Origin of the sequence: Lichenibacterium dinghuense, assembly GCF_021730615.1 — a bacterium.
In the GTDB taxonomy this organism is placed as follows: Bacteria; Pseudomonadota; Alphaproteobacteria; order Rhizobiales; family Beijerinckiaceae; genus Lichenihabitans; species Lichenihabitans dinghuensis.
Window position 1 is genome coordinate 2146074 of record NZ_JAJLMN010000001.1, and the last position, 20598, is coordinate 2166671.

At 73.4% G+C, this 20598-nt stretch carries 25 protein-coding genes; 12 read left to right on the forward strand and 13 right to left on the reverse strand.

The features are described 5' to 3' along the window. Positions 1-150: 150 nt before the first annotated feature. From L7N97_RS10420 to L7N97_RS10430, 3 genes are all read right to left on the reverse strand, one after another. Positions 151-636 carry a MaoC family dehydratase gene (locus tag L7N97_RS10420; protein WP_237478223.1) on the reverse strand — a complete coding sequence of 162 codons (486 nt, stop codon included), beginning with the start codon at positions 634-636 and terminating at the stop codon, positions 151-153. Next, positions 633-1097, reverse strand: coding sequence for a hotdog family protein (locus tag L7N97_RS10425; RefSeq protein ID WP_237478224.1), 465 nt, complete (start codon positions 1095-1097; stop codon positions 633-635). Before L7N97_RS10425 ends, L7N97_RS10420 begins: the two co-directional genes overlap by 4 nt. A gap of 61 nt (positions 1098-1158) precedes the next feature. Then, positions 1159-3018 carry an AI-2E family transporter gene (locus tag L7N97_RS10430; protein WP_237478225.1) on the reverse strand — a complete coding sequence of 620 codons (1860 nt, stop codon included), beginning with the start codon at positions 3016-3018 and terminating at the stop codon, positions 1159-1161. 187 nt (positions 3019-3205) lie between these two features. Here L7N97_RS10430 and L7N97_RS10435 point away from each other — a divergent pair, with 187 nt between their 5' ends. Further along, the gene (locus tag L7N97_RS10435; protein WP_237478226.1) at positions 3206-3514 is read left to right on the forward strand and encodes a ribbon-helix-helix domain-containing protein; all 309 of its coding nucleotides are present in this window, start codon (positions 3206-3208) and stop codon (positions 3512-3514) included. Between the two features lie 161 nt (positions 3515-3675). On the opposite strand, the gene L7N97_RS10440 is transcribed toward L7N97_RS10435, so the two are convergent. Then, the gene (locus L7N97_RS10440) at positions 3676-4278 is read right to left on the reverse strand and encodes a c-type cytochrome (protein WP_237478227.1); all 603 of its coding nucleotides are present in this window, start codon (positions 4276-4278) and stop codon (positions 3676-3678) included. Between the two features lie 173 nt (positions 4279-4451). Here L7N97_RS10440 and L7N97_RS10445 point away from each other — a divergent pair, with 173 nt between their 5' ends. The 9 genes from L7N97_RS10445 (at position 4452) to L7N97_RS10485 (ending at position 12827) form a co-directional block, all read left to right on the forward strand. Then, complete coding sequence (locus tag L7N97_RS10445) at positions 4452-5183, forward strand: 3-deoxy-manno-octulosonate cytidylyltransferase (RefSeq protein ID WP_309242787.1); 732 nt, start codon at positions 4452-4454, stop codon at positions 5181-5183. Further along, entirely contained in the window at positions 5180-6037 is an 858-nt protein-coding gene (locus tag L7N97_RS10450; RefSeq protein WP_237478228.1) for a prephenate dehydratase, read from the forward strand. Before L7N97_RS10445 ends, L7N97_RS10450 begins: the two co-directional genes overlap by 4 nt. Positions 6038-6088: 51 nt before the next feature. Beyond that, positions 6089-8410: a Tex family protein gene (locus L7N97_RS10455; RefSeq protein ID WP_237478229.1), complete on the forward strand. Its 2322-nt coding sequence runs from the start codon at positions 6089-6091 to the stop codon at positions 8408-8410. A 61-nt stretch (positions 8411-8471) separates the two neighbouring features. Next, on the forward strand, positions 8472-8663 hold the full coding sequence (locus tag L7N97_RS10460) for a hypothetical protein (RefSeq protein WP_237478230.1): 192 nt from the start codon (positions 8472-8474) through the stop codon (positions 8661-8663). Between the two features lie 15 nt (positions 8664-8678). Beyond that, positions 8679-9077 (forward strand): hypothetical protein, encoded by a 399-nt coding sequence (locus tag L7N97_RS10465; RefSeq protein WP_237478231.1) that lies wholly within the window; start codon positions 8679-8681, stop codon positions 9075-9077. Between the two features lie 116 nt (positions 9078-9193). Beyond that, positions 9194-9988, forward strand: coding sequence for a M48 family metallopeptidase (locus tag L7N97_RS10470; protein ID WP_237478232.1), 795 nt, complete (start codon positions 9194-9196; stop codon positions 9986-9988). Between the two features lie 5 nt (positions 9989-9993). Beyond that, positions 9994-11943, forward strand: a complete 1950-nt coding sequence (locus tag L7N97_RS10475; protein WP_237478233.1) for an acyl-CoA synthetase — start codon at positions 9994-9996, stop codon at positions 11941-11943. A 130-nt stretch (positions 11944-12073) separates the two neighbouring features. Beyond that, on the forward strand, positions 12074-12421 hold the full coding sequence (locus L7N97_RS10480; protein WP_237478234.1) for a hypothetical protein: 348 nt from the start codon (positions 12074-12076) through the stop codon (positions 12419-12421). A 58-nt stretch (positions 12422-12479) separates the two neighbouring features. Next, positions 12480-12827 (forward strand): helix-turn-helix domain-containing protein, encoded by a 348-nt coding sequence (locus L7N97_RS10485; RefSeq protein WP_237478235.1) that lies wholly within the window; start codon positions 12480-12482, stop codon positions 12825-12827. A 159-nt stretch (positions 12828-12986) separates the two neighbouring features. Here L7N97_RS10485 and trmB read toward each other — a convergent pair whose 3' ends face one another. The 4 genes from trmB to lnt form a co-directional block, all read right to left on the reverse strand. Next, on the reverse strand, positions 12987-13706 hold the full coding sequence (gene trmB / locus L7N97_RS10490; protein ID WP_237478236.1) for a tRNA (guanine(46)-N(7))-methyltransferase TrmB: 720 nt from the start codon (positions 13704-13706) through the stop codon (positions 12987-12989). Continuing rightward, positions 13690-14880: a methionine adenosyltransferase gene (gene metK, locus L7N97_RS10495; protein WP_237478237.1), complete on the reverse strand. Its 1191-nt coding sequence runs from the start codon at positions 14878-14880 to the stop codon at positions 13690-13692. The genes trmB and metK overlap by 17 nt, the downstream gene beginning before the upstream one ends. A gap of 222 nt (positions 14881-15102) precedes the next feature. Beyond that, on the reverse strand, positions 15103-15591 hold the full coding sequence (locus L7N97_RS10500; RefSeq protein WP_428980978.1) for a helix-turn-helix domain-containing protein: 489 nt from the start codon (positions 15589-15591) through the stop codon (positions 15103-15105). Positions 15592-15689: 98 nt separating this feature from the next. Then, positions 15690-17399, reverse strand: a complete 1710-nt coding sequence (gene lnt, locus L7N97_RS10505; RefSeq protein WP_237478239.1) for an apolipoprotein N-acyltransferase — start codon at positions 17397-17399, stop codon at positions 15690-15692. A 173-nt stretch (positions 17400-17572) separates the two neighbouring features. On the opposite strand from lnt, the gene L7N97_RS10510 reads away from it, so the two are divergent. Continuing rightward, positions 17573-17782, forward strand: coding sequence for a hypothetical protein (locus L7N97_RS10510; protein WP_237478240.1), 210 nt, complete (start codon positions 17573-17575; stop codon positions 17780-17782). 9 nt (positions 17783-17791) lie between these two features. Here the strand turns inward: L7N97_RS10510 and L7N97_RS10515 are convergent, their stop codons facing one another. From L7N97_RS10515 to L7N97_RS10535, 5 genes are all read right to left on the reverse strand, one after another. Beyond that, entirely contained in the window at positions 17792-18298 is a 507-nt protein-coding gene (locus tag L7N97_RS10515) for a hypothetical protein (RefSeq protein WP_237478241.1), read from the reverse strand. A 34-nt stretch (positions 18299-18332) separates the two neighbouring features. Then, positions 18333-18782, reverse strand: a complete 450-nt coding sequence (locus L7N97_RS10520; protein WP_237478242.1) for a hypothetical protein — start codon at positions 18780-18782, stop codon at positions 18333-18335. Then, a complete protein-coding gene (locus L7N97_RS10525; RefSeq protein ID WP_237478243.1) occupies positions 18779-19189 on the reverse strand; it encodes a flagellar protein FlgN in 411 nt (136 codons plus the stop codon). Before L7N97_RS10525 ends, L7N97_RS10520 begins: the two co-directional genes overlap by 4 nt. Before the next feature lie 92 nt (positions 19190-19281). Next, the gene (locus L7N97_RS30205) at positions 19282-19767 is read right to left on the reverse strand and encodes a rod-binding protein (RefSeq protein WP_237478244.1); all 486 of its coding nucleotides are present in this window, start codon (positions 19765-19767) and stop codon (positions 19282-19284) included. A gap of 124 nt (positions 19768-19891) precedes the next feature. Next, complete coding sequence (locus L7N97_RS10535; protein WP_237478245.1) at positions 19892-20164, reverse strand: helix-turn-helix domain-containing protein; 273 nt, start codon at positions 20162-20164, stop codon at positions 19892-19894. Between the two features lie 181 nt (positions 20165-20345). Between L7N97_RS10535 and L7N97_RS10540 the strand changes: the two genes are divergently transcribed. After that, positions 20346-20588: a DUF6894 family protein gene (locus L7N97_RS10540; protein WP_237478246.1), complete on the forward strand. Its 243-nt coding sequence runs from the start codon at positions 20346-20348 to the stop codon at positions 20586-20588. The last annotated feature ends 10 nt before the right edge of the window (positions 20589-20598 follow it).

Genomic DNA, 20598 nt, shown 5'->3' on the forward strand with positions numbered 1-20598 from the left:
TGGAGTCCGGGCGGACCACGATCCACCTCCTCAATTGAGGCGGAAGCTCAATCCACTTGAAGTAGATCTCTATCCTCACCACTACTTAAAGATGCAGCGCGGCCACGTTCATCGCATCCAGCGGCCAAAAGTGATCGCTTTTGACAGCTCTCATCCCGCCACCGCCCCCCGGCACTCCCAGAACACCGATCCGTCGAACTCGCAGACCGTCACCCCGTCCTGGTTGACCCCCGCGTTGCGATGGAAGATCAGCCCCCAGCCCGCCATCTGCGACGCGTGCTTGGCGGTGAGCGTCGAGCTGTAGCTGATCGTGTCGCCGGGGTGGACGGGCCGGCGCCACTTCAGGCTGCGGAAGCCCGGCGACGGGCCGGGGCGGGACGCGGCCTCGCCGCGGGCCTCCAGCGCCGCCGCCATGGCCCGGCGGTGCTCGACGTAGAGCCTCATCCACACCGCGACCGTGTGCCAGCCGGAGGCGGCGAGCCGGCCGAAGGGCGTCGAAGCCGCGGCGGCCTCGTCGAGGTGGAAGGGTTGAGGGTCGTAGCGCCGCGCGAAGTCGACGATCTCCTCCGCCGTGAAGGTGTGGTGGCCGAGGTCGAGCCGCGTGCCCACCACCAGGTCCTCGAAGAAGTCGCTCACGCCCGCGCCTCCGCATCGCCCCGTCGGCTGCCGTGATACCGCCGCGCCACCATCACGGAGTTCTCCTGCGTCATCACGCAGGCGGAATCTTGATTGAAGATCGCGATGGCCAGCGTCACGATCCCCATGTCGGGGCGCGACGCCGAGCCGCGCGCGCCCGTCACCGCGGCGGTGAAGCGCAGCCGGTCGCCGGCCCGCACGGGGTGGGGCCACGTCACGCGCTCGACGCCGGGGCGGCCGAGCCCCGCCGTGCCCCCCAGGACGGCGTCGAACAGCAGGCGTATGCCGAGCGCGGCGACGTGCCAGCCGGACAGGGGAACCTGCCCGTCGGCCATGCCGGGCCAGGGCGCGCCGGGGCCGAAGGCGTCGGCGAAGAAGGCGGCATCCTCGGCCGAGACCGTCAGGCTCGCCTCGGGCAGGGCCGCGCCGACGATGAAGTCCTCGAAATGCAGGTTCGGCATGGGGTCCGGCCGCCGCGGTGTCGGCCGGACAAGCGCCCGGGCCGTGGGGCGGTTCCCGCCGTCAGGAGCGCGTCACGCTGGGGGCGCGGCGGACGGCCGGGACCTCGTCCCGCGGCTCGCCCCGCTCCGACGCGATCGCGCCCGCCCGCTCCACCGCCGCCGCGAGGCTCGCGACGGCGTCGCGCCCGTCGGCGGCGTCGCCCTCCGCGGCCCCGGACCGGCGCCACCACGCCCCGACGAGCAGCGGCACCTCGGGGCGGCGGCGATGCAGGCGGCGCAGCGCGAAGCGGAGATAGGCGGGGCTGCCGCCGTCGAGGCAGGACAGGACGACGAGCCGGGCGCCGTCGAGCGGCAGCGCCGCGATCCGGCCCTTGCCGAGCATGTCGTGGGGCGCGGCCGCGGCGCCGAAGCCCCGCTTCTCCAGGAGTTGCACCAGCGCCGCCGCCACGGCGTCGTCGAGGGGCCCCCGCCCGCCGACGCAGACCACCGCGCCGGGCTGGCGCCAACCCTCGGGGAGGTCCTCGCCGCCGGAACCGTCGGACGGCGGCGCGGCCTCGTGGTCGGCCAGGTTCTCGACGACCTCGGCGGCCGAGGCCGCGATGCGCTCCTGCCGGCCGTGGTCGAGGCGCCCCGCCGCGACGTCGTCCTGCGCGAGCAGCAGGCCCGGCAGCAGCACGTCGTCGTAATAGGCGCCGAGCGTGCCCTCCTTGAGTTGGCTTTCCGCGCGGTCGGACGCTTCCACGGGGTCGTCGGCGAGCAGGCGCTGGTAGAAGACCTCCTGCGGCTCCAGGGCGGGGCGGTCGCCCAGCATGACGTCCAGGAAGGCGAGCGGCTCGACGTGGCGGCCCAGCACCACGAGGCACACGGTGACGGGGGTGGACAGCACGAGCCCGACCGGCCCCCACAGCACCGTCCAGAACGTGGCGGCGATCACCACGGCCAGCGGCGACAGGCCGGTGTTGTGCCCGTAGAGCATCGGCTCGACCGCCTGGCTCACGACGGCCTCGACGCCGACGAACAGCGCGGCCGTCCAGATGGCGGTGGACCAGCCCGGCGCCACGGCGGCGGCCAGCGCGATCGGCGCCGCCGCGGCGAGCGGCGGCCCGAGGTAGGGCACGAAGCGCAGGCAGCCGAAGACCGCGCCCCACAGCGGCGCGCTCGGCACGCCGATCAGCCACAGGCCGAAGCCCACCAGCAGGCCCGCCACCGTGTTCACGGTGAGCTGGGTCAGGAGATAGCGGCTGACGCGCCGCGCCGCGTCGTCGATGGCGGCCGTGGAGCGGTGGAGGTCGCCGGCGCCGAACAGGCGGATGGCCCGGTTGCGCAGGTCCTCGCGGGCCAGGAGGATGAAGATCGCGTAGACGGCCACGAGCCCCGCGACGGCGAGCGGATGCAGCGCCGGCTTGAGGTAGGTGCCGAGCTTCTCCAGCGGCATCTCCGGCGCGGGCGCCAGCGTGACCGGCACGGGGGCGGGCGAGCCGGGCGCCAGCCCGGACGCCGCGGGCTGTCCGGCGCCGGACTGCAGGTGCTGGCCGAGGCTCGACAGGAACTCCGAGAAGCGGGACGTGCCCTGCCCCGACACCACGCTGCGCAGCGCCTCCACCTTGTCGAGCACGGTGGTCTGGTACTGCGGCATGGCGTCGGCGAGGCCGCGGAGCTGCAGGGCCAGCAGGGCCCCCAGCGCGGCGATGAGCAGGAAGGCCAGCAGCGTCATCAGCAGCACGGGCAGCACGCGGCCGATGCCGCAGCGGCGCAGCACGCGCACCCCCGGCGCCAGCACGAAGCTCAGCAGGATCGCGAGGGCGATCGGCACGAAGATCTCGGAGCCGACATACAGCCCTGCGATCACGAGGGCGGCGGACAGGAGATAGCGCAGGCTGTCCCGGGGAGCGGTGTCGAGCGACGGGACGATGCGGGGCATGCTGCGGCGGTCTCCGGACGCGGTCGGCGCAGCTGACGTAACGGCACCCCTCTTTGCGGAACGTCCGGTGCGACAATCCGGTTCGGCGGGGCGCGGCGGAGGCGCGCGGGGCGCACCGGTCCCCTTGCCCCACCAGGCGCTTGGGTTAGAATTCCTTTAATTGAAAAAAGGCTCGGGAAGGGACGCCATGTGCAGCCTGTTCGCCCACCAACCGGAGAGCGATTACGAGGGGCAGACGCGCTCGCTTCGCATCGGCGGCCACTGCACGTCGATCCGGCTCGAGGCCGCGTTCTGGGCCGTTCTGGAGGAGATGGCCGCGAGCGAAGGGACGACGCTCGGCAAGTTCCTCACCACGCTCTACGGTGAGGTGCTGGCCCACCACGGCGAGGTGCGGAACTTCTCGTCCCTGCTGCGCTGTTCGTGCCTGGTGTACCTGTCGCGCGCCGCGGGGCGGGACGCCATCGCGCGGCCGCCCTTCCTGGTGGCGGCGGAGTAGGACGCTCCGCCGTCCTCGAGCCGCGTCACCCAGGACCCGGTCCGGCGTCCGCCGGTCCGTCGGGGTGAAGCTCCGGCAGGTGGGAAGCCGGTCGGCCCGACCGGTTCCCGGCCCTCCGATGACGACGTCGGGAAAGCCCCCCGTTCAGGAAGCCCGACCTCTCACCCCTTCTTGGCGGGCTCCGTGGACACCGGCAGGGCCTTCTCCGGCGCGGCGTCGGTCACCGCCGGCAGCGGCTGCGGGTTGTCGGACAGCGTGTGGAGATAGTCGAGGATGTCGGCGCGCTTCTGCGGATCTTCCTCGCCCGCGTAGGTCATCTTGGTGCCGGGGGCGTAGCCCTTGGGCGAGGTGATGAAGGCGTTGATCTTCTCCAGCGTCCAGTCGCCGCCCTTGCCTTTCAGCGCCTCGGAATAGCCGAAGCCGCCCACGCTGGCGACCGGGCGTCCGAGCACGCCCCACAGCGGCGGCCCGACCTTCGCGGCGCCGCCCTTCTCGAAATTGTGGCAGGCCCCGCAGGCCTTGGCGAGCGAAGCGCCCTTCTCGACGCTGGCGGAGGCGAGCAGCACGGGGAGCGGCTTGGCGGGCGCGGCGGTCTTGCTGTCGCCCGTGCCGGCCGTCTCGGCGGCGGCGAGCGGGAGGTCGTAGCCGGGTTTGGCGGGCTCGCCGGGGGAATAGATCCAGCCGGCGAAGAGGCCCAGCCCCATGGTCGCCAGGAGGGTGCCGAGCACGCCGCCGGCCACCTTGTTGACCTCGAACGAATCCATGGCCGCGTCGTCCCCCGGATCACGTGGCGATGGCGCGTCGCGGACGGCCCCGCCTTTGGAGCCATTCAACACTTTGACGGGAGCTTGGCAACTCGTATGAGCAAGGCCCCGCGCGTCCTTTCGACCCCGAATGGTCCGCGTCCGGAGCCCCGCCGAGCCGTGAACCCCGCCCCGTGAACCCCATCGTGCTGATCCCCGCCCGCATGGCGGCGACCCGCCTGCCCGGCAAGCCGCTGCTGCCCATCGCGGGCGCGCCGATGATCGTGCAGGTGTGGCGGCGCGCCGTCGAGGCCGACGTCGGCCCCGTGGTGGTGGCCACCGACGAGCCCCGCATCGCCGCGGCCGTCGAGGCCGAGGGCGGCCGCGCGGTCCTGACGCGTGCCGACCACCCGTCCGGCACCGACCGGGTGCACGAGGCGCTGGAGGCCATCGACCCCGACGGGCGCCACGACGCCGTGGTCAACCTGCAGGGCGACCTGCCGACCGTCGACCCGCGCATCGTCGGCGCGGCGCTCGCCCCCCTCGGCGACCCCGCGGTGGCGCTGGCCACGCTGGCGGCCGTCATCGCGCGCGACGAGGAGCGGGCGGACCCGAACGTCGTCAAGCTCGTGGGCAGCGAGGTGGCCCCCCGGCGCCTGCGCGCGCTCTACTTCACCCGCGCCACCGCGCCCTGGGGCGACGGGCCGCTCCACCACCACATCGGGCTCTACGCCTTCCGGCGCGACGCGCTGCGGCGCTTCGTGGCGCTGCCGCCCTCGCCCCTGGAGCGCCGCGAGAAGCTGGAACAGCTCCGCGCGCTCGAAGCCGGGATGCGGATCGATGCGGCGATAGTGGACACGGTGCCGCTCGGCGTGGACAACCCCGCCGAACTCGAACGCGCCCGCTCGATCCTGGAGGCCCCGTGAACCGCGTCATCAGCTACCAGGGCGAGCCCGGCGCCTTCTCGCACCAGTCCTGCCAGGCCGTGTATCCGGACTGGGAGGCCCTCGCCTGCCCGACCTTCGAGGACGCCTTCGCGGCCGTGGCCGAGGGGCGCGCCGCCCTGGCGATGATCCCCATCGACAATTCCATCGCGGGCCGCGTCGCCGACATCCACGCCCTGCTGCCGAAGTCCGACCTCCACATCGTGGGCGAGTTCTTCCTGCCCGTGCATTTCCAGTTGATGGGCGTGCCGGGCGCGCGGGTCGAGGACCTGCGCACGGTGCAGAGCCACATCCACGCGCTCGGCCAGTGCCGCAAGCTGATCCGGCGCCTGGGCCTGAAGGCGATCGTGGCGGGCGACACGGCCGGCTCGGCCCGCGAGGTCGCGGCGGCCGGCGACCCGACGCGCGGCTCGCTGTCGCCCCGCCTCGCGGCCGGCATCTACGGGCTCGACATCCTCGCCGAGGACGTCGAGGACGAGGACCACAACACGACGCGCTTCGTCGTGCTGTCGCGCGAGCCCGCCCCCCCGGCCGCGGGGGACGGGCCGGTGGTGACCACCTTCATGTTCCGGGTGAAGAACCTGCCGGCCGCGCTCTACAAGGGGCTCGGCGGCTTCGCCACCAACGGCGTCAACATGACCAAGCTCGAATCCTACATGGTGGAGGGCGAGTTCACCGCGACGCAGTTCCTGGCCGACGTCGAGGGCCATCCCGGGGACGACGCCGTGCGCCGCGCCTTCGACGAGCTCCGGTTCTTCTCGCGCGAGTTCCGCGTGCTCGGCACCTACCCGGCCCACCCGTTCCGGGTGGACAGCGCCCACGCCGAGCGGGACTGATCCTCCCCTTCTCCCCTCGCGGGAGAAGGGATCTATCCTGAGAGGATTTCCATGGCCTACCCCATCCTGTCCCGCATCGCCGCCGAACTCGGCGTGCGCGACGCGCAGGTGGCCGCCGCGGTGGCGCTGCTCGACGGGGGCGCCACCGTCCCCTTCGTGGCGCGCTACCGCAAGGAGGCCACCGGCTCGCTCGACGACGCGCAGCTCCGCAAGCTGGAGGAGCGGCTGGGCGCCCTGCGCGACCTGGAGGACCGGCGCGCCGCGGTGCTGAAGTCGCTGCGCGAGTCGGGCAAGCTCGCCCCGAAGCTCGAAGCCGCCGTGCTGGCCGCCGACAGCCGCGCCCGGCTGGAGGACGTCTACCTCCCGTACCGCCCGAAGCGCCGCACCAAGGCCGAGATCGCCCGCGAGGCCGGGCTCGCGCCCCTCGCCGATGCCCTGCTCCTCCGCCCCGACGCCGCGCCCGACGCGCTGGCGGCGCGCTTCGCCGACCCCGCGAAGGGCGTCGCCGACGCGGGAGCCGCGCTCGACGGCGCCCGCGCGATCCTGGTCGAGCGCTTCGGCGAGGACGCCGACCTCGTGGGGTCCCTGCGCGAAACGGTGTGGAAGCGCGGCCGGCTCGCCGCCAAGGTCAGGAAGGGCAAGGCCGAGGCCGGCGCCAAGTTCGCCGACTATTTCGACTTCGCCGAGGCGCCCGCGAAGCTGCCCTCGCACCGCGTGCTCGCGCTGTTCCGCGGCGAACGCGAGGAGGTGCTCGACCTCGACATCCGGCCCGAGCCGGAGCCCGAGGGGTCCAAGGGCCCGGGCGCGCCGGAGCTCGGCATCATGAGCCGCTTCGGCCTGTCGAACCGCGGCCGCCCCGGCGACGGCTGGATGGGCGAGACCGTGCGGGCGGCGTGGCGCACCAAGATCCTGCCGCGGCTCGACACCGACCTCCGCAACCGTCTCCGCGAGGCCGCCGAGGCCGAGGCGGCGCGCGTCTTCGCGGCCAACCTGCGCGACCTGCTGCTGGCGGCGCCGGCCGGCCCGCGGGCGACGCTGGGGCTCGACCCCGGCTTCCGCTCGGGCACCAAGGCCGCCGTGGTGGACCGCACCGGCAAGGTGGTGGCGACCGCCACGGTCTACCCCCACGAGCCGCAGCGCCGCTGGGACGAGGCCCTCGCGGTGCTGGGGCGCCTCGCGGCGCAGCACGGCGTCGAGCTCGTCGCGGTCGGCAACGGCACCGCCTCGCGCGAGACCGACCGGCTGGCCGCGGAGCTCCTCAGGCAGAACCCGGCCCTCGGCATGGCCAAGGTGGTCGTGTCGGAGGCGGGCGCCTCGGTCTACTCCGCCTCGGCCACGGCCACCGCCGAGCTGCCCGGGCTCGACGTGACGCTGCGCGGCGCCGTGTCGATCGCCCGCCGCCTCCAGGACCCGCTGGCGGAACTCGTCAAGATCGACCCCAAGGCGATCGGCGTCGGCCAGTACCAGCACGACATCGACGAGGCGCGCCTGTCGCGCTCGCTCGACGGCGTGGTGGAGGACTGCGTCAACGCGGTCGGGGTGGAGGTCAACATGGCTTCAGTGCCGCTGCTCGCGCGCGTCGCCGGCGTCGGCCCGGCGCTCGCCGCCAACATCGTGGCGCACCGCGACGCCAACGGGCCCTTCCCGTCGCGCAAGGCGCTGCGCAAGGTGCCCCGCATGGGGCCGAAGGCCTTCGAGCAATGCGCGGGCTTCCTGCGCATCGCGGGCGGCGAGGACCCGCTCGACGCGTCCGGCGTCCACCCCGAGGCCTACCCCGTGGTGCGCCGCATCCTCGACGCGGCGAAGACCGACGCGCGCGGCCTCATCGGCAACGCCGCCGCCCTGCGCGGCCTGCAGCCGGCGCGCTTCGCCGACGCGACCTTCGGCCTGCCCACGGTCATGGACATCCTGCGCGAGCTGGAGAAGCCGGGCCGCGACCCCCGCCCCGCCTTCCAGGCGGCGACGTTCAAGGAGGGCGTCGAGACGATCGGCGACCTCGAGCCCGGCATGGTGCTGGAGGGCGCCGTCACCAATGTTGCGGCCTTCGGCGCCTTCGTGGACGTCGGCGTGCACCAGGACGGGCTCGTGCACGTGTCCGCCATGAGCCGCAGCTTCGTGAAGGACCCGCGCGAGGTGGTGAAGCCCGGCGACGTGGTGCGCGTGAAGGTGCTGGAGGTCGACAAGGCGAGGCGCCGCATCGCGCTCACGCTGCGGCTCGACGACGAGCCCGGCGCCACGAAGCCCCCGCGGGCGCCCGCGCCGGAGGCCGGCAGGGCCCCGCAGCCGCGCGCGGCGCCGGCGAAGCCCGCCGAGGGGGCGCTGGCCGAGGCGCTGCGGCGGGCGGGCTCGCCCGGCGGCGGGCGTCGTCCCTGAGGGCTGGACGCTCCGCCTCGGCGCTCCATAACTCCCGCGTCATCGAGGGAGACACGGGTCCATGAAGATCATCCACGTCATCGCCGCAGCCGCCGTGCTCAGCCTGCCGGTCGCCGTCGTCTCGGCCCCCGCCATGGCGGCCTCCGCACACAATTCCCAGCTCGGTGCCGGCGGCAACACCACCAACTCCGCCGGACCGTCGGGCATGGTCAAGCGCCAGAAGCAGATGAAGCGCCGCATGAAGGGCATGTGATCGCCCGGGAGCGGCGTGATCTACATCCTCGTCAATCTCCGGGCGATCGCCCTGGCGACGGCGGGTGGATTGGTCGTCGGGGCTCTCTACAAGCTGATCGGCGGGGGCGCCACGGGCGCGCCCGGCTTCCCGCTCCCGTCGATCGTCACGGCCGTGGTGGCCGAGTTCTGGCTGGCGTCGATCCTCGCCGGCGCGCTGATCCTGGCGCCGCCCCGTGCCGGCCCCTGGACCATGGCGCTCGGCAGCGCCGTGGTGATCTGGATCGGTTTCGTGCTGCCGTCCCTGCTCGTCACCGCCCTGTCGCGCGGGCTGGGCTTCGGGGCCGGCCTGGCGGACTGCGCGCAGTGGCTCGTGGCCATGGTGGTCGAAGCCGTCGTCCTCCACGTGGTCGGGCTGTCGAAGCCGCCCGAGTGACGCGGCGCCCGCCCGAGCGCTCCGGTCGCGTCGGGGCCTCCCTCCCCCGCGCGTCGCGCGGCCTCGATCCCCCGCCGCCCCTGGATTTCCGGCAAAGCCGCGCCTAAGCTCGACCCGTGTCGGTCCTGTCCCGCCTCCTCGCCCGAGCCACCCCTGCGCGAGCCGTTCCGCCGCCGCGCGCCGCCGCGCCCGCCCCGCGGGTGCTGGAAGTGGTGCACGAGGGCGTGGCCCATCCCGTCCGCCTGAAGCGCGTCGCCGCCGCGCGCCGCTTCACCCTGCGGGTGCGGTCCGCCGACGGCACGGCCGTCCTCACCATGCCGCCGCGCGCCTCGCTGCGCTCCGCACGGGACTTCGCGGAGCGCAACGCGGGGTGGATCGGGGCGCGCCTCGCCGCCCTGCCGGAGCGCATCGCGATGCTGCCCGGCGCCGTCGTGCCGCTGCGGGGCGTCGACCACGGCATCGTCCTCGACCCCACGGCGCTGCGCCGCGTCCAGCCCGGCCGAGGCCCCGACGGCGGGGCCGTGCTGCGCGTGTCGCCCCGCGCGCCGGACCCCGCCGCCGCCGTGCTGCACTTCCTCGCCGCCGAGGCGCGGGCCGACCTCGCCGCCGCGGTCGCCCGCCACGCCGCGGCGGTCGGCCGTCCGGTCGCACGCATCACGCTGCGCGACACGCGCTCGCGCTGGGGCTCGTGCTCGTCGCGGGGCGCGCTGAACTTCTCCTGGCGGCTGATCCTGGCGCCGCCGCCCGTGCTCGACTACCTCGCCGCCCACGAGGTGGCGCACCTCGTCCACATGGACCATTCCGAGGATTTCTGGCGCGTGACGCGGCGTCTCGCGCCCCACACCGACGAGGCCGAAGCCTGGCTGAAGCGCCACGGCCCCGGCCTCCACCGCTACGGGCCGGGCCGATGAACCACGTGACGGGACCAGGGACGGGAGCGGAGCGGGCCGAGCCGCCGGTGGCGAGCGCCGCCGACGTCGCCGCCATCGAGGCCGCGGGCTGGCCCGACGGCCTGCCGGCCACGACCTACGACGTGTTCCTGCGCTCCGCCGAGCGCTTCGGCGACGCCACGGCGCTGTCATTCTTCCTGTCCGTCGAGGACCATCGCCGCACGCAGGACTGGAGCTACCGCGCGCTCCTCGCCGAGGTGACGCGGGCCGCGAACCTGTTCACCCGCCTCGGGGTCGGGCCGGAGGACGTCGTCGCCTACGTGCTGCCGAACCTGCCGGAGACGCATTTCGCGCTGTGGGGCGCCGAGGCGGCCGGCCGGGCTCTCGCGATCAACCCCCTGCTCGACGAGGGCACGATCGCGGAACTGCTGCGCGCCGCCGGCGCCAAAGTGCTGGTGACGCTGGCGCCCTTCCCCACCACCGACATCCCGGCCAAGGCCATGGCGGCGGCCGCGGCGGCGGGCGTCGCCGACGTCGTGCTGGTCGACCTCGCCGACCGCGTCCGCGGCTGGAAGCGCGTCCCGGCCAAGCTGATGGCGCTCCGCGCGGCGCGGCGCGCCCCCGCGCCGGGGAGCCTGCGGGTGCACCGCTGGCGCCGCCTCGCCGCCGCGGCGCCCGCGGACAGGCTGCTGCGCGGCGCCCCGCCCCGAGCGGACGACGTGGCGTCGCTGTTCCCCACCGGCGGCACCACAGGCGCGCCGAAGATCGCGGTGCGGACTCACAGCAACGAGGTGGCCGACGCCTGGATGGGCACCCGCGTGATCGGCGACGCCGCGACGCCTGGCGACACGGCCTTCTGCGGGCTGCCGCTGTTCCACGTCAACGCCACGGTGGTGACGGGCATCGCGGCCTTCCTGCGCGGCGCCCGCGTGCTGCTCGCGACGCCGCAGGGGTTCCGGGCGCCGGGGCTGGTCGACCGCTTCTGGGAGATCGTCGAGCACCACCGCGTCGGCTATTTCAGCGGCGTGCCGACCCTCTTCGCCGCGCTGCTGGCGCGCCCCACCGGCGGGCGGGACCTGTCGTCGCTGCGCTATTGCTACTGCGGGGCGGCGCCGATGCCGGCCGACAGCATCCGCGCCTTCGAGAAGCTCAGCGGCGCCCGGCTGCTCGAAGGCTACGGCCTGACCGAGGGCACCTGCGCCTCCGCCGTGAACCCCTACGGGGGCGAGCGGCGGCCGGGCTCGGTCGGCCTGCGCTTCCCCTTCGGCGAGCTGCGCCCCGTGGTGCTGGACGGATCGGGCGCATGGCTGCGCGACGCCGCTGTGGGCGAGCCGGGCGCGGTGGCGATCGCGGGGCCGCACGTGTTCCGCGGCTACCTCGACCCGGCCGCAGAGCGGGGGCTGTGGCTCGACCGCGGCGACGGCCGGCGCTGGTTCAACACCGGCGACCTCGGCCGCCTCGACGCCGAGGGCTACCTGTGGCTGACGGGCCGCGCCAAAGACATCATCATCCGCGGCGGCCACAACATCGACCCTGCGACGATCGAGGAGGCGCTCCACCGCCACCCGGCCGTGGAGCTCGCCGCCGCGGTCGGCCGGCCGGACCGCTACGCCGGGGAGCTGCCGGTCGTCTACGTCCAGCTCCACGACGGCGCGGCGGCCGCGGAGGACGAGTTGCTCGCCTTCGCGGAGGCCGAGGTCGGCGAGCGCGCCGCCCGGCCGAAGGCGGTGCGGGTGCTCGACAGGCTGCCGCAGACCGCGGTGAGCAAGATCTTCAAGCCGGCCCTGCGCGAGATGGAGACGCGGCGCTACGCCGAGGAGGCGCTGGCCGAGGCCGGCATCGCGGCGACCGTGCGGGCCGCGGTGGACCCGAAGCGCGGCATGGTGGTGACGGTGGAGGGCGCGGGCGGGCGCGGCGAGGCGGCGAGGGCGGCGCTGGGGGGGATCGCGGTCGCGGTGGACGTCGCGCCGCCCTGATCCGTTCCGCCGGGCATAATGAGACGCCATCTCGGAGATCCGATCGCTCGAACCCGTCGTTGGAGATCCCCGACTGGCGACGCATCCCGCCGTGCGCTAAATTCCACTCCGTCACTGGCGTACCCGCCTCATGTGGTCGAGCGACGATCTCAGCTTCGAGATCGAGGACGCGGGCACGCAGGACCCGGTCGTCACGGTCGAGATCACGACGCCGGATGGCAAGCTCGTCGTGATGGGTGAACCTCGCCAGGACGGGCGAACGCTGGTGGTGGAGGCCACACACATCCATGGAGTTGGCTTCCGGCCGAACGACCTCGGCTCAGCCAAGCTCCGCACCATCGCCCGGGCGTTGCTGGAGAGGATGGACTACGATGGACTCATCGTTGAGGGAGCGACTCGGACGACTGGGGCGCAAAAAGGCCGCCGACCAAAACCCCTCCGGTTTTCCCGCGGTCCTCGCCCTGCGCCCCGGCCCTGATCTCGGACGCGTTCAGACGATCCCGGCCATTCGCGCGCTCCATCGCCGCGGGCTGCCGATGATCCGCGCCAAGAGGGGTATCGAGGCGATGGTCGACAAGGGCTTGGCCGTCCTGGCGCTGCCGAAGGTCGAAGACCTTTCCGCCTTGGCCCGAGACTTGGCGGACAGCGGGGTCACCGCGACGGTCGTCGAGGTCGGGGACGTCGACGTGAGGTGCATCCGCGAGCGCAGCGGCCTCACGCAGGAGGAGTTCGCGCTCCGGTTCGGCCTCGACGTCGACACGCTCCACAACTGGGAGTCGGGCCGACGGGCGATGCCGATCGCCGTTCGGAGCTACATGAGGGTCATCGACAGGATGCCGGAGCAGGCCGGATCGGCCCTGGAGGCCGCCATCGCGCAGCCGTGAACGGCCAGGAATGCGCAGTGGCGTCGATTTCCCCCCAATCCGGGCCGCATGGAGGAAGTTCATCGTATCGGCTCCACGAGGTTAGCCGATGCCGGGTGACCTGGACGCGGCCTGCCGCCATCGCCCCGCCGGCGAAGCTCGAACGTGCCCGCCCGTCCGTCATCGCCGCACGAACGTCAGATACGCCGGAGGCCGCCCTTCCCGGATCGCTTTCTGCTCGTAGCGCGTCGAGGGCCAGCCGTCCCACGGCTTGCGCCAGTCGTCGGCCTCGCGGGCCTCCCAGGCGAAGTCGGCGGAGCGCAGCACGCGGGCCAGCACCCAGCCGGCGTAGTCGTCGATGTCGGTGGCGAAGCGCAGGGGGGCGCCCGGCTTCAGCGCCCGCGCGAGGCGGCCGAGGTTCGGCTCGGACAGGAAGCGCCGCTTGCGCTGGCGCCGCTTCGGCCAGGGGTCGGGGTAGAAGACGTCGGCGCCGTCAAGGCAGGCCGGGGGGAGCGCGTCGAGCAACTCTCCCGCGTCGCCCGCGTGGAGCCGGACGTTGTCGAGGTCCAGCGCCTCGATCCGCTCGACGAGCTTCGCGACCCCGTTGAGGAAGGGCTCGCAGCCGATGAAGCCGAGGTCGGGGAAGCGCCCGGCCTCGTGGGCCAGGTGCTCGCCGCCGCCGAAGCCCACCTCCAGCCGAAGGCCGGCGATGCCCGGCTCGAACAGCGCCGCGGGATCGACGAGTTCGGCGAGGCCCACCTCCAGCGCCGGCAGGTCGCGCGCCATGCGGGCGCGCTGGTCCTTGCGCAGCGGGCGCCCGGCCCGCCGCCCGTGCAGCACGCCCGACCGGTGCCGGCCCTGGGACGGGGCCGGCCGTTCAGCCTCAGGCGAAGTGGCCACGCAGCGTCTCGGCGAGGTCCGTGGCTTCCCAGGAAAAGCCGCCGTCGGCCTCGGGCGCGCGGCCGAAGTGGCCGTAGGACGAGGTGCGGGCGTAGATCGGCCGGTTGAGCTTGAGGTGCTCGCGGATGCCGCGCGGCGACAGGCGCATGGCGCCCATCAGCACGTCCTCGAGCTTGGCCTCGTCGATCTCGCCGGTGCCGTGGAGGTCGGCGTAGATCGACAGCGGCTCGGCCACGCCGATGGCGTAGGACAGCTGCAGGGTGCAGCGCTCGGCGAGGCCGGCCGCCACCACGTTCTTGGCGAGGTAGCGCGCCGCGTAGGCGGCCGAGCGGTCGACCTTGGTGGGGTCCTTGCCCGAGAAGGCGCCGCCGCCGTGCGGGGCCGCGCCGCCGTAGGTGTCCACGATGATCTTGCGGCCCGTGAGGCCGCAATCGCCGTCCGGCCCGCCGATGAAGAACTTGCCGGTCGGGTTGACGTGCCACACCGTGTCCTTGGTGACGAAGCCCTCGGGCAGCGCGCGTCGGATGTGCGGCTCCGCGATGGCGCGGATGTCGTTGGAGGTCAGGTGCTCGTCCACGTGCTGGTGCGACAGCACGATCTGCGTGACCCCGACCGGCACGCCGTTCTCGTAGCGGACCGTGACCTGGCTCTTGGCGTCGGGCCCGAGGCCCTTCTCGGCGCCCGAGCGGCGCGCGTCCGACAGGTTGTGCAGGATGCGGTGCGCGTAATAGATCGGCGCCGGCATCAGCTCCGGGGTCTCGCGGCAGGCGTAGCCGAACATGATGCCCTGGTCGCCGGCGCCCTCTTCCTTGTTGCCGGCCTCGTCGACGCCGACCGCGATGTCGGCCGACTGCGCGTGCAGCAGGATCTCGACCTTGGCGTTCTCGTGGTGGAAGCCGTCCTGCTCGTAGCCGATGTCCTTGATGGCCGAGCGGGCCGCGGCCTCGATGGCGGACGGGTCGATCGCGGGGCCGCGCACCTCGCCGGCGATGACGACGCGGTTGGTGGTGGCCAGCGTCTCGCAGGCGACGCGGATCTGGTAAGGGTCGAGGCCCGCCTTGGCGCCCTCGGAGAAGAACAGGTCCACCACCTCGTCCGAGATGCGGTCGCACACCTTGTCGGGGTGCCCTTCGGACACGGATTCGCTGGTGAACAGGTAGTTCTGACGGGCCACGCCGCGCCTCCTTGTCGATGTCGAACGGAGGACGGGCGGGCTCGAAGTCCTGTGCCGTCGCGCGCTCGAAGAGCTTCGGTCGCGCTGTTTGACGCGGCGCGTTCGTTTGGTCAAGCCAGAACGGCCATTTCGTTCGATAAACAGAACGTCAGTGGCGTGACGGCCACGCGAAGGGGGGCCTCGCAGGACGACGGCCGGACCGCTCCGGACGCGGACTTCGGGTCAGAGCGCGTCCTCGCCGTCGGCGTCGTCCGCCTCGGCCTCCTCGGGCGCGGCGGTCGAGGCCGCCCGGGCCGGCGCGGTGGACGAATCGTCGGCCAGCGCGGTGACGAGGTCGATGATCTTCTTGCGGACTCGTCCCTCCTTGATGCGGAGGAAGGCCTTGTTGAGCATCAAACCTTCGGGGGTCGACAGGAAGTCGGCCACGAAGCCGTTGCCGTCCTCCGCGAGGCCGGCCCCCTGGTGGCCGGAACCGGCGTGCTCGTCCGGCATCTTGTCGAAGAAGAAGGCCGGCGGGACGTTGAGGATCCCGGCGATCTGCTGCAGGCGGCTCGCGCCGATGCGGTTGGTGCCCTTCTCGTATTTCTGGACCTGCTGGAAGGTGAGCCCCAAGGCGCCGCCGAGCCGCTCCTGGCTCATCCCGATCAGGACCCGCTGCATGCGGACCCTGCTCCCGACATGCTTGTCGATGGGGTTGGGCACCTTCTTCACGGGCTGCTCTCCAGACAAGTCCACCACCATGCGCCGTCAGGGTGTCTTCGGAGCCCGCGCGCGGCGGCGTTCGCTCGCGGGCGCGGCGCCCTTCCCGCTCACAAGCTTCGCGTGCGCCGCCTCGCGTCCCCGTATCGCACGGCAAAAAGCAAGGTCAACAAAAGACAGGATGCGGCGAGCGGAATGACCTGATTCATCTCAGAAAAGGCCGTCGGGCCGAGGCTCTGCGGCAAGAAACCGTCCAGAACGCCGGCTTCGCCCAGCGGCAGTTCTTGGAGGATTCGGCCGTAAGGATCGACGATGGCCGAGACGCCGGTGTTGGCGGCGCGGATCAGCGGCAGGCCTTGCTCGACGGCGCGCAGGCGGGCCTGCGCGAGATGCTGCCAGGGGCCGGCCGTGCGGCCGAACCAGCCGTCGTCGGACACGTTCAGGATGACGCCCCGGTCGAGCCCCTCGTCGCCGGGCGGCAGCAGCCCGCCGGAGAAGATCGCCTCGTAGCAGACCGCCGGCACGACGGGCGGCAGGCCGGGCACGCGCAGCAGGCGGTGGCGCGTCCCCGGCGTGAAGCCCCCGGGGATCGGCACGAACTGCGAGATGCCGAGGCGCTCCATCAGGCCGATGAAGGGCATGTATTCGCCGAAGGGCACGAGGTGCACCTTGTCGTAGGTGTCGCCGACCGCCGCGGTGCCCGTGCCGGGATCGTGGCCCAGCACCTGGATGGCGTTGAAGTAGCGCGGCGGGTCCTTGGCGGAGGTCTGCGAGCCTTCGACGCGCGCCGCCCCGGTCACCAGCACCGTGTCCTTGGGCAGGATGCGGCCGATGGCGTCGAGCGCGTCGGGGTCGCGCGACAGGATGAAGGGGAAGGGCGATTCCGGCCAGATCAGGTGCGTGACGTCGGCGAGCCCCGTGCGGTCGGCCGCCGTGGCACGGTCGGACAGCGCGAGATATTTCGCCAGCAGCGCGTCCTTGTTCTCGTAGGTGAACTCGCCGTCGCCGAACACGTCGGGCTGCATGATGCGCAGCCTCACCCCCGCCACGTCGGGCACCGGACCGCCCGACAGCCGCCACGCGCCGAAGCCCGCGAGCCCGACCAGGGCCAGGGCCGCGAGCGCCGCCGGGGCGAGGCTGCGCCGCCCCCGGACGTCGCGGTCGGCCAGGGTCGCCGGGGCGGCGAAGACCAGGACGGACAGCGCCGTCAGCCCGTGCAGCCCGATCACGCTCGCGCCCTGCGCGAGCACAAGGTTCGTGCCCAGCGCCATCCCGATCTCGTTCCAGGGGAAGCCGGTGAACAGCCAGCCGCGCAGCAGCTCCGCCACGAGCAGGGCGAAGGCCAGGGCCGGCACGCGGGCGGGGCCGGGCCACCACAGCGCGCGGGCCAGCGCGAAGGCGCCCCCCGAATAGATCGCCAGCACGGCCGGCAGGGCGACCACGCCGAGCGGCATCAGCCAAGCGGTCTTGTCGGCATCGACCAGGAAGGCGGCGCCGAGCCAGTAGAGGCCCGCGGTGAAATAGCCGAAGCCCCACCACCACCCGGCCCCGAAGGCCGAGCGCAGCGTCGGCCAGGCGTGGCGGCGCGCGCCGGAGCGCGACGCGGCCGTGCGCTCGGAGCCGTCGATCAGCCACACCGCGGCGGTGAGCGAGACCGCCATGGCGGGCACGAAGCCCACCGGCGCCATGGCGAGCGCGCCGCAGGCGCCGGCCAGCGCCGCGATGGCGCGGCGCCCCCAGCCGGTCGCCAGAACGACGCGGTGGCTCAGGGGGACGGGTCGCCGCACGGGGCGGGGAACGGCGTCGGCGCGGCTCGTCATCGGGTCCTTGCGGTTCGAAATCCGCCCCGGCGGACCGCCGGCCGCGCGGGCGGGACGGGTTTCGCCTTACGCGATGGCGGGGCGGGGCGGCAAGCCGCAGGGCTCCGGCTTGAAGCGCGCGGGCATTTCCGGCACGGGAGCGCATCCCCGGCAGCACGCGATCGAGCCACGCCATGGACGGGCCGCACGCTCCCGAGCCGAACCTCTACGTCGCATGGTACGAGGCGTGGCGGGCCGAGCAGGAGGCCCGCCGCGAGGCGCAGGCCGCCGCCCGGCGGCAGATGCAGCGCGAGATCCGCTGGATGGTCTACGCCCTCCTGGTCTGGGCGGCCGCGGCCGGCGTCGCCGGCGCGATCGCGCTCGCGCTGTGGACGGGAGCGTGAGGCGACCCGTCAGCGGATGAAGTCCCGCGCCTCCTCCATGCTGGCGAAGACGCGGGTGCCGAGCAGGGTTTCCACCTCCACCGAGCCGTCCGGCAGGATCTGGTAGTTGCGCCCGGGCGGGGGCGCCGCGGCGAGCGGTGCCGCGCGCTCGGGCGCGGCGCGGCGCGGCGGGGCAACCTCCTCGTCGAGCGCGACGGGCGGCGCGTCCGGCATCGGGACCGGGCGCGCCGCCGTCGAGCGCTGCAGCACGGCGTCGAAGAAGCGGTTCAGCGCCCCGAAACCGTCGCGCAGCCCGCCCAGGATCGCGAGCCCGAGCCCGGTCACCACCAGCATCTCGGACAGGGTGGCGATGTCGTTCTTCAGCGCCAGCGTCGCCACGAGGCCGCCCGCCTGGAGCTGGGCGTCGGCCAGCACGAGGTCGGCCACCAGGGCGAGCCAGCCCGACACGACCAGGACGAGGCCGAGGCCGACGAGACGGTTGCGGGCCGGGGCGCCGCCCGGGATGGGGACCGACATGGGGGAGCCTTCGGAACGGGACGGAGGTGGCTTCTCAGCCCCTGGCGGCGTCCTTGTCGATGTAGGAGAAGTTCTCGATCAGCACGTCCTTGAGCACCGGCGCGCCGAGCCGGTCGTTGGTGCTCTTCACGAGGCGGCTCGTGAGCTTCTGCAGGTCGTACCGCTCGACGTGGTGGGGATCGAGCCCGGCGTCGGAGTAGATCGCCCGGAACGCCTCGTCGAGCAGGTAGGCGTCGGGCGGCACCTGCAGGGTCTTCAGCACGTTGGCGTCCTCGGTGAGGACGAACTGCGCCGCCACGAACCCCCGCAGCGCCCCCTCGACCAGCACCGGCACGTTGATCACGCGGGTCTTCTGCGTCTGCAGCACCGGCGGCACCGCCCCGGCCGCCTTGGCGTCGCCTCCCCCCGGCAGGTAGAGCGCGACCCCGTAGGCGGTGCCGAGCGCCACCGCCGTGACCCACAGCCCGGCGACGAGGAGCTTCACGCCCGCCCCGCCGCGGGCGAGTAGGTGCCGTCGGACTCGGCCTCGCGCAGGGTTTGGGCGACGATGTCGGCGATCTCGCGCACGGCGCGGAGCTGGGTGCCGAGCGCCGCGCGGTTCCGCTCGACCGCGGCGGCGAAGCGGTGCAGGCGCTCGCGGACCTCCGGGGCCGGGGGGACGGCGCGCAGCGCGCGGTCCATCTCCAGCAGGCCCTGGCGCTTGCGGTTGCCGATCTCGGCCATGTCGGCGGGCAGGCTGCGCTTCAGGGCGTCGGTCTCGGCGTCGAGCACGGCTTCGAGCCGGTCGACCACCGCGAGCAGGCCCGCGACGCCCGGAGCGGGAGCTGCCGGGGCGGCGGCGCGCCGCGACCCGGTGCCGAAGATGCTGCCCAGCGCCTGGCCCTTGCTCATGGCTCGTGTTCCCCGATCCCGGTTCCGGCGAGCCGCGCGGCCCGCATCCGGCCGCGACATTGGCGGGACGGGCTGGCCCGGGGCTGGCGGGCTCAGGCCACCTCGTCCGGCGCGGGCGTTGCGGGAGCCGGGTGGGCCGGGGACGACGGGCCGTGCGCGTGCTCGATCATCTTCGCGATGCCGATCCGGCCCGACCGCGCCAACTGGTTCGCGAGTTGCTCGGCCATCATGCCGCGATAGGCGTCCGCCGAAGCGGCGTCGCCGAACAGCTTGTCGTCCTTGGGGAGCATCTCCTGCACGAAGGTCTGCAGCAGCACGGCCTCGAACTTCTGGTAGGGCGACAGGCCGGGCAGCGTGGCGGCGGGGCCCGGGACCAGCGTCGACGCGCCGGGAGGGGACGGCGCGGCGGGCCGGGGCTTCGCGCCGGCCGCGCTGGCCAGCAGCGCGCCGAAATCGGCCGGCTCGCCGCCCGACGCCGCCGCCATGGCGTTGAGCTTGGTCGTCGCGGCCTGGAGGCGACGCGGGTCCGCGGCCTGGGCGACGTCCAGGATGATGTCTGACGGGGGGGCGATCGACACGGGGGTGGGACCTCGGGGGGACGGGACCTCGCCCGGCGCTCCGACCCTGGGCGGGGCACCTTGCCGGGGGCTTGCAGCGCGCGAGCCCGTCGCCCCGCACGCGGTCCGCTTCACGGCCATTCTTTCACGGCCATTCCCGGCCCGGCCGGGCCGCCATGATCGCCTTGAAACGAAGCCCCGCGCCCTGGCCGTTGTCGTCCAGGAACGACACGCCCTGCGCCTCGAAGGCGATGCGGACCTTCGCGTAGACGTCGAAGGACAGCGGCTGCGGGCCGGCCATCTCCATCCGTTTGACGGTGGAGACGGACACGCCGGCCTTCTCGGCCAGTTCCACGATCGACCAGTTCAGCATGCCGCGCGCCGCTCGGATCGACGCCGGTTGGAGGCGGAGCGCCATTCAAGTTCCCGTCCTTCGGGCACCGTCGGTGCCTCGGGCTGGGGCTTGTATGCAGCGAAACCCTGTCCGGCATCATCATAGATCATTTTCTTGAACCTTTTTAGATCAACCCCCGTTTGGACGCACAAGGAAGGGTGGTATCGAAGATGTGTCGATCCGCCCCATCGCACACAGGCCCCGCATGCCTCGGTACTTCTTCGACATCTGCGACAGCAAGGGCTTCCACCGCGACGCGTTCGGCAGCGAATGCGACGACTTCGAAGACGCTCGGACGACCTGCCAATGCCTGTTGCCGGACATCGCCCGCGAGGACTTGCCCGACGGGGAGCTGCATACGGTCACGTGCGACGTGCGGGACGAGGCAGGCCGGCTCGTCTACCGGGGCAGGATCACCTTCGAGGGGACGCGGGACCCATCGGCGTAGACGGGCGGAT

Bases quoted from the DNA above. Each gene is read 5' to 3' on its own strand.
- L7N97_RS10425 (WP_237478224.1), bottom strand. From the start codon at position 1,097: ATGCCGAACCTGCATTTCGAGGACTTCATCGTCGGCGCGGCCCTGCCC.
- L7N97_RS10430 (WP_237478225.1), bottom strand. From the start codon at position 3,018: ATGCCCCGCATCGTCCCGTCGCTCGACACCGCTCCCCGGGACAGCCTG.
- L7N97_RS10435 (WP_237478226.1), top strand. From the start codon at position 3,206: ATGTGCAGCCTGTTCGCCCACCAACCGGAGAGCGATTACGAGGGGCAG.
- L7N97_RS10440 (WP_237478227.1), bottom strand. From the start codon at position 4,278: ATGGATTCGTTCGAGGTCAACAAGGTGGCCGGCGGCGTGCTCGGCACC.
- L7N97_RS10455 (WP_237478229.1), top strand. From the start codon at position 6,089: ATGGCCTACCCCATCCTGTCCCGCATCGCCGCCGAACTCGGCGTGCGC.
- L7N97_RS10460 (WP_237478230.1), top strand. From the start codon at position 8,472: ATGAAGATCATCCACGTCATCGCCGCAGCCGCCGTGCTCAGCCTGCCG.
- L7N97_RS10480 (WP_237478234.1), top strand. From the start codon at position 12,074: ATGTGGTCGAGCGACGATCTCAGCTTCGAGATCGAGGACGCGGGCACG.
- L7N97_RS10485 (WP_237478235.1), top strand. From the start codon at position 12,480: ATGATCCGCGCCAAGAGGGGTATCGAGGCGATGGTCGACAAGGGCTTG.
- lnt (WP_237478239.1), bottom strand. From the start codon at position 17,399: ATGACGAGCCGCGCCGACGCCGTTCCCCGCCCCGTGCGGCGACCCGTC.
- L7N97_RS10510 (WP_237478240.1), top strand. From the start codon at position 17,573: ATGGACGGGCCGCACGCTCCCGAGCCGAACCTCTACGTCGCATGGTAC.
- L7N97_RS10515 (WP_237478241.1), bottom strand. From the start codon at position 18,298: ATGTCGGTCCCCATCCCGGGCGGCGCCCCGGCCCGCAACCGTCTCGTC.
- L7N97_RS10525 (WP_237478243.1), bottom strand. From the start codon at position 19,189: ATGAGCAAGGGCCAGGCGCTGGGCAGCATCTTCGGCACCGGGTCGCGG.
- L7N97_RS10535 (WP_237478245.1), bottom strand. From the start codon at position 20,164: ATGGCGCTCCGCCTCCAACCGGCGTCGATCCGAGCGGCGCGCGGCATG.
- L7N97_RS10540 (WP_237478246.1), top strand. From the start codon at position 20,346: ATGCCTCGGTACTTCTTCGACATCTGCGACAGCAAGGGCTTCCACCGC.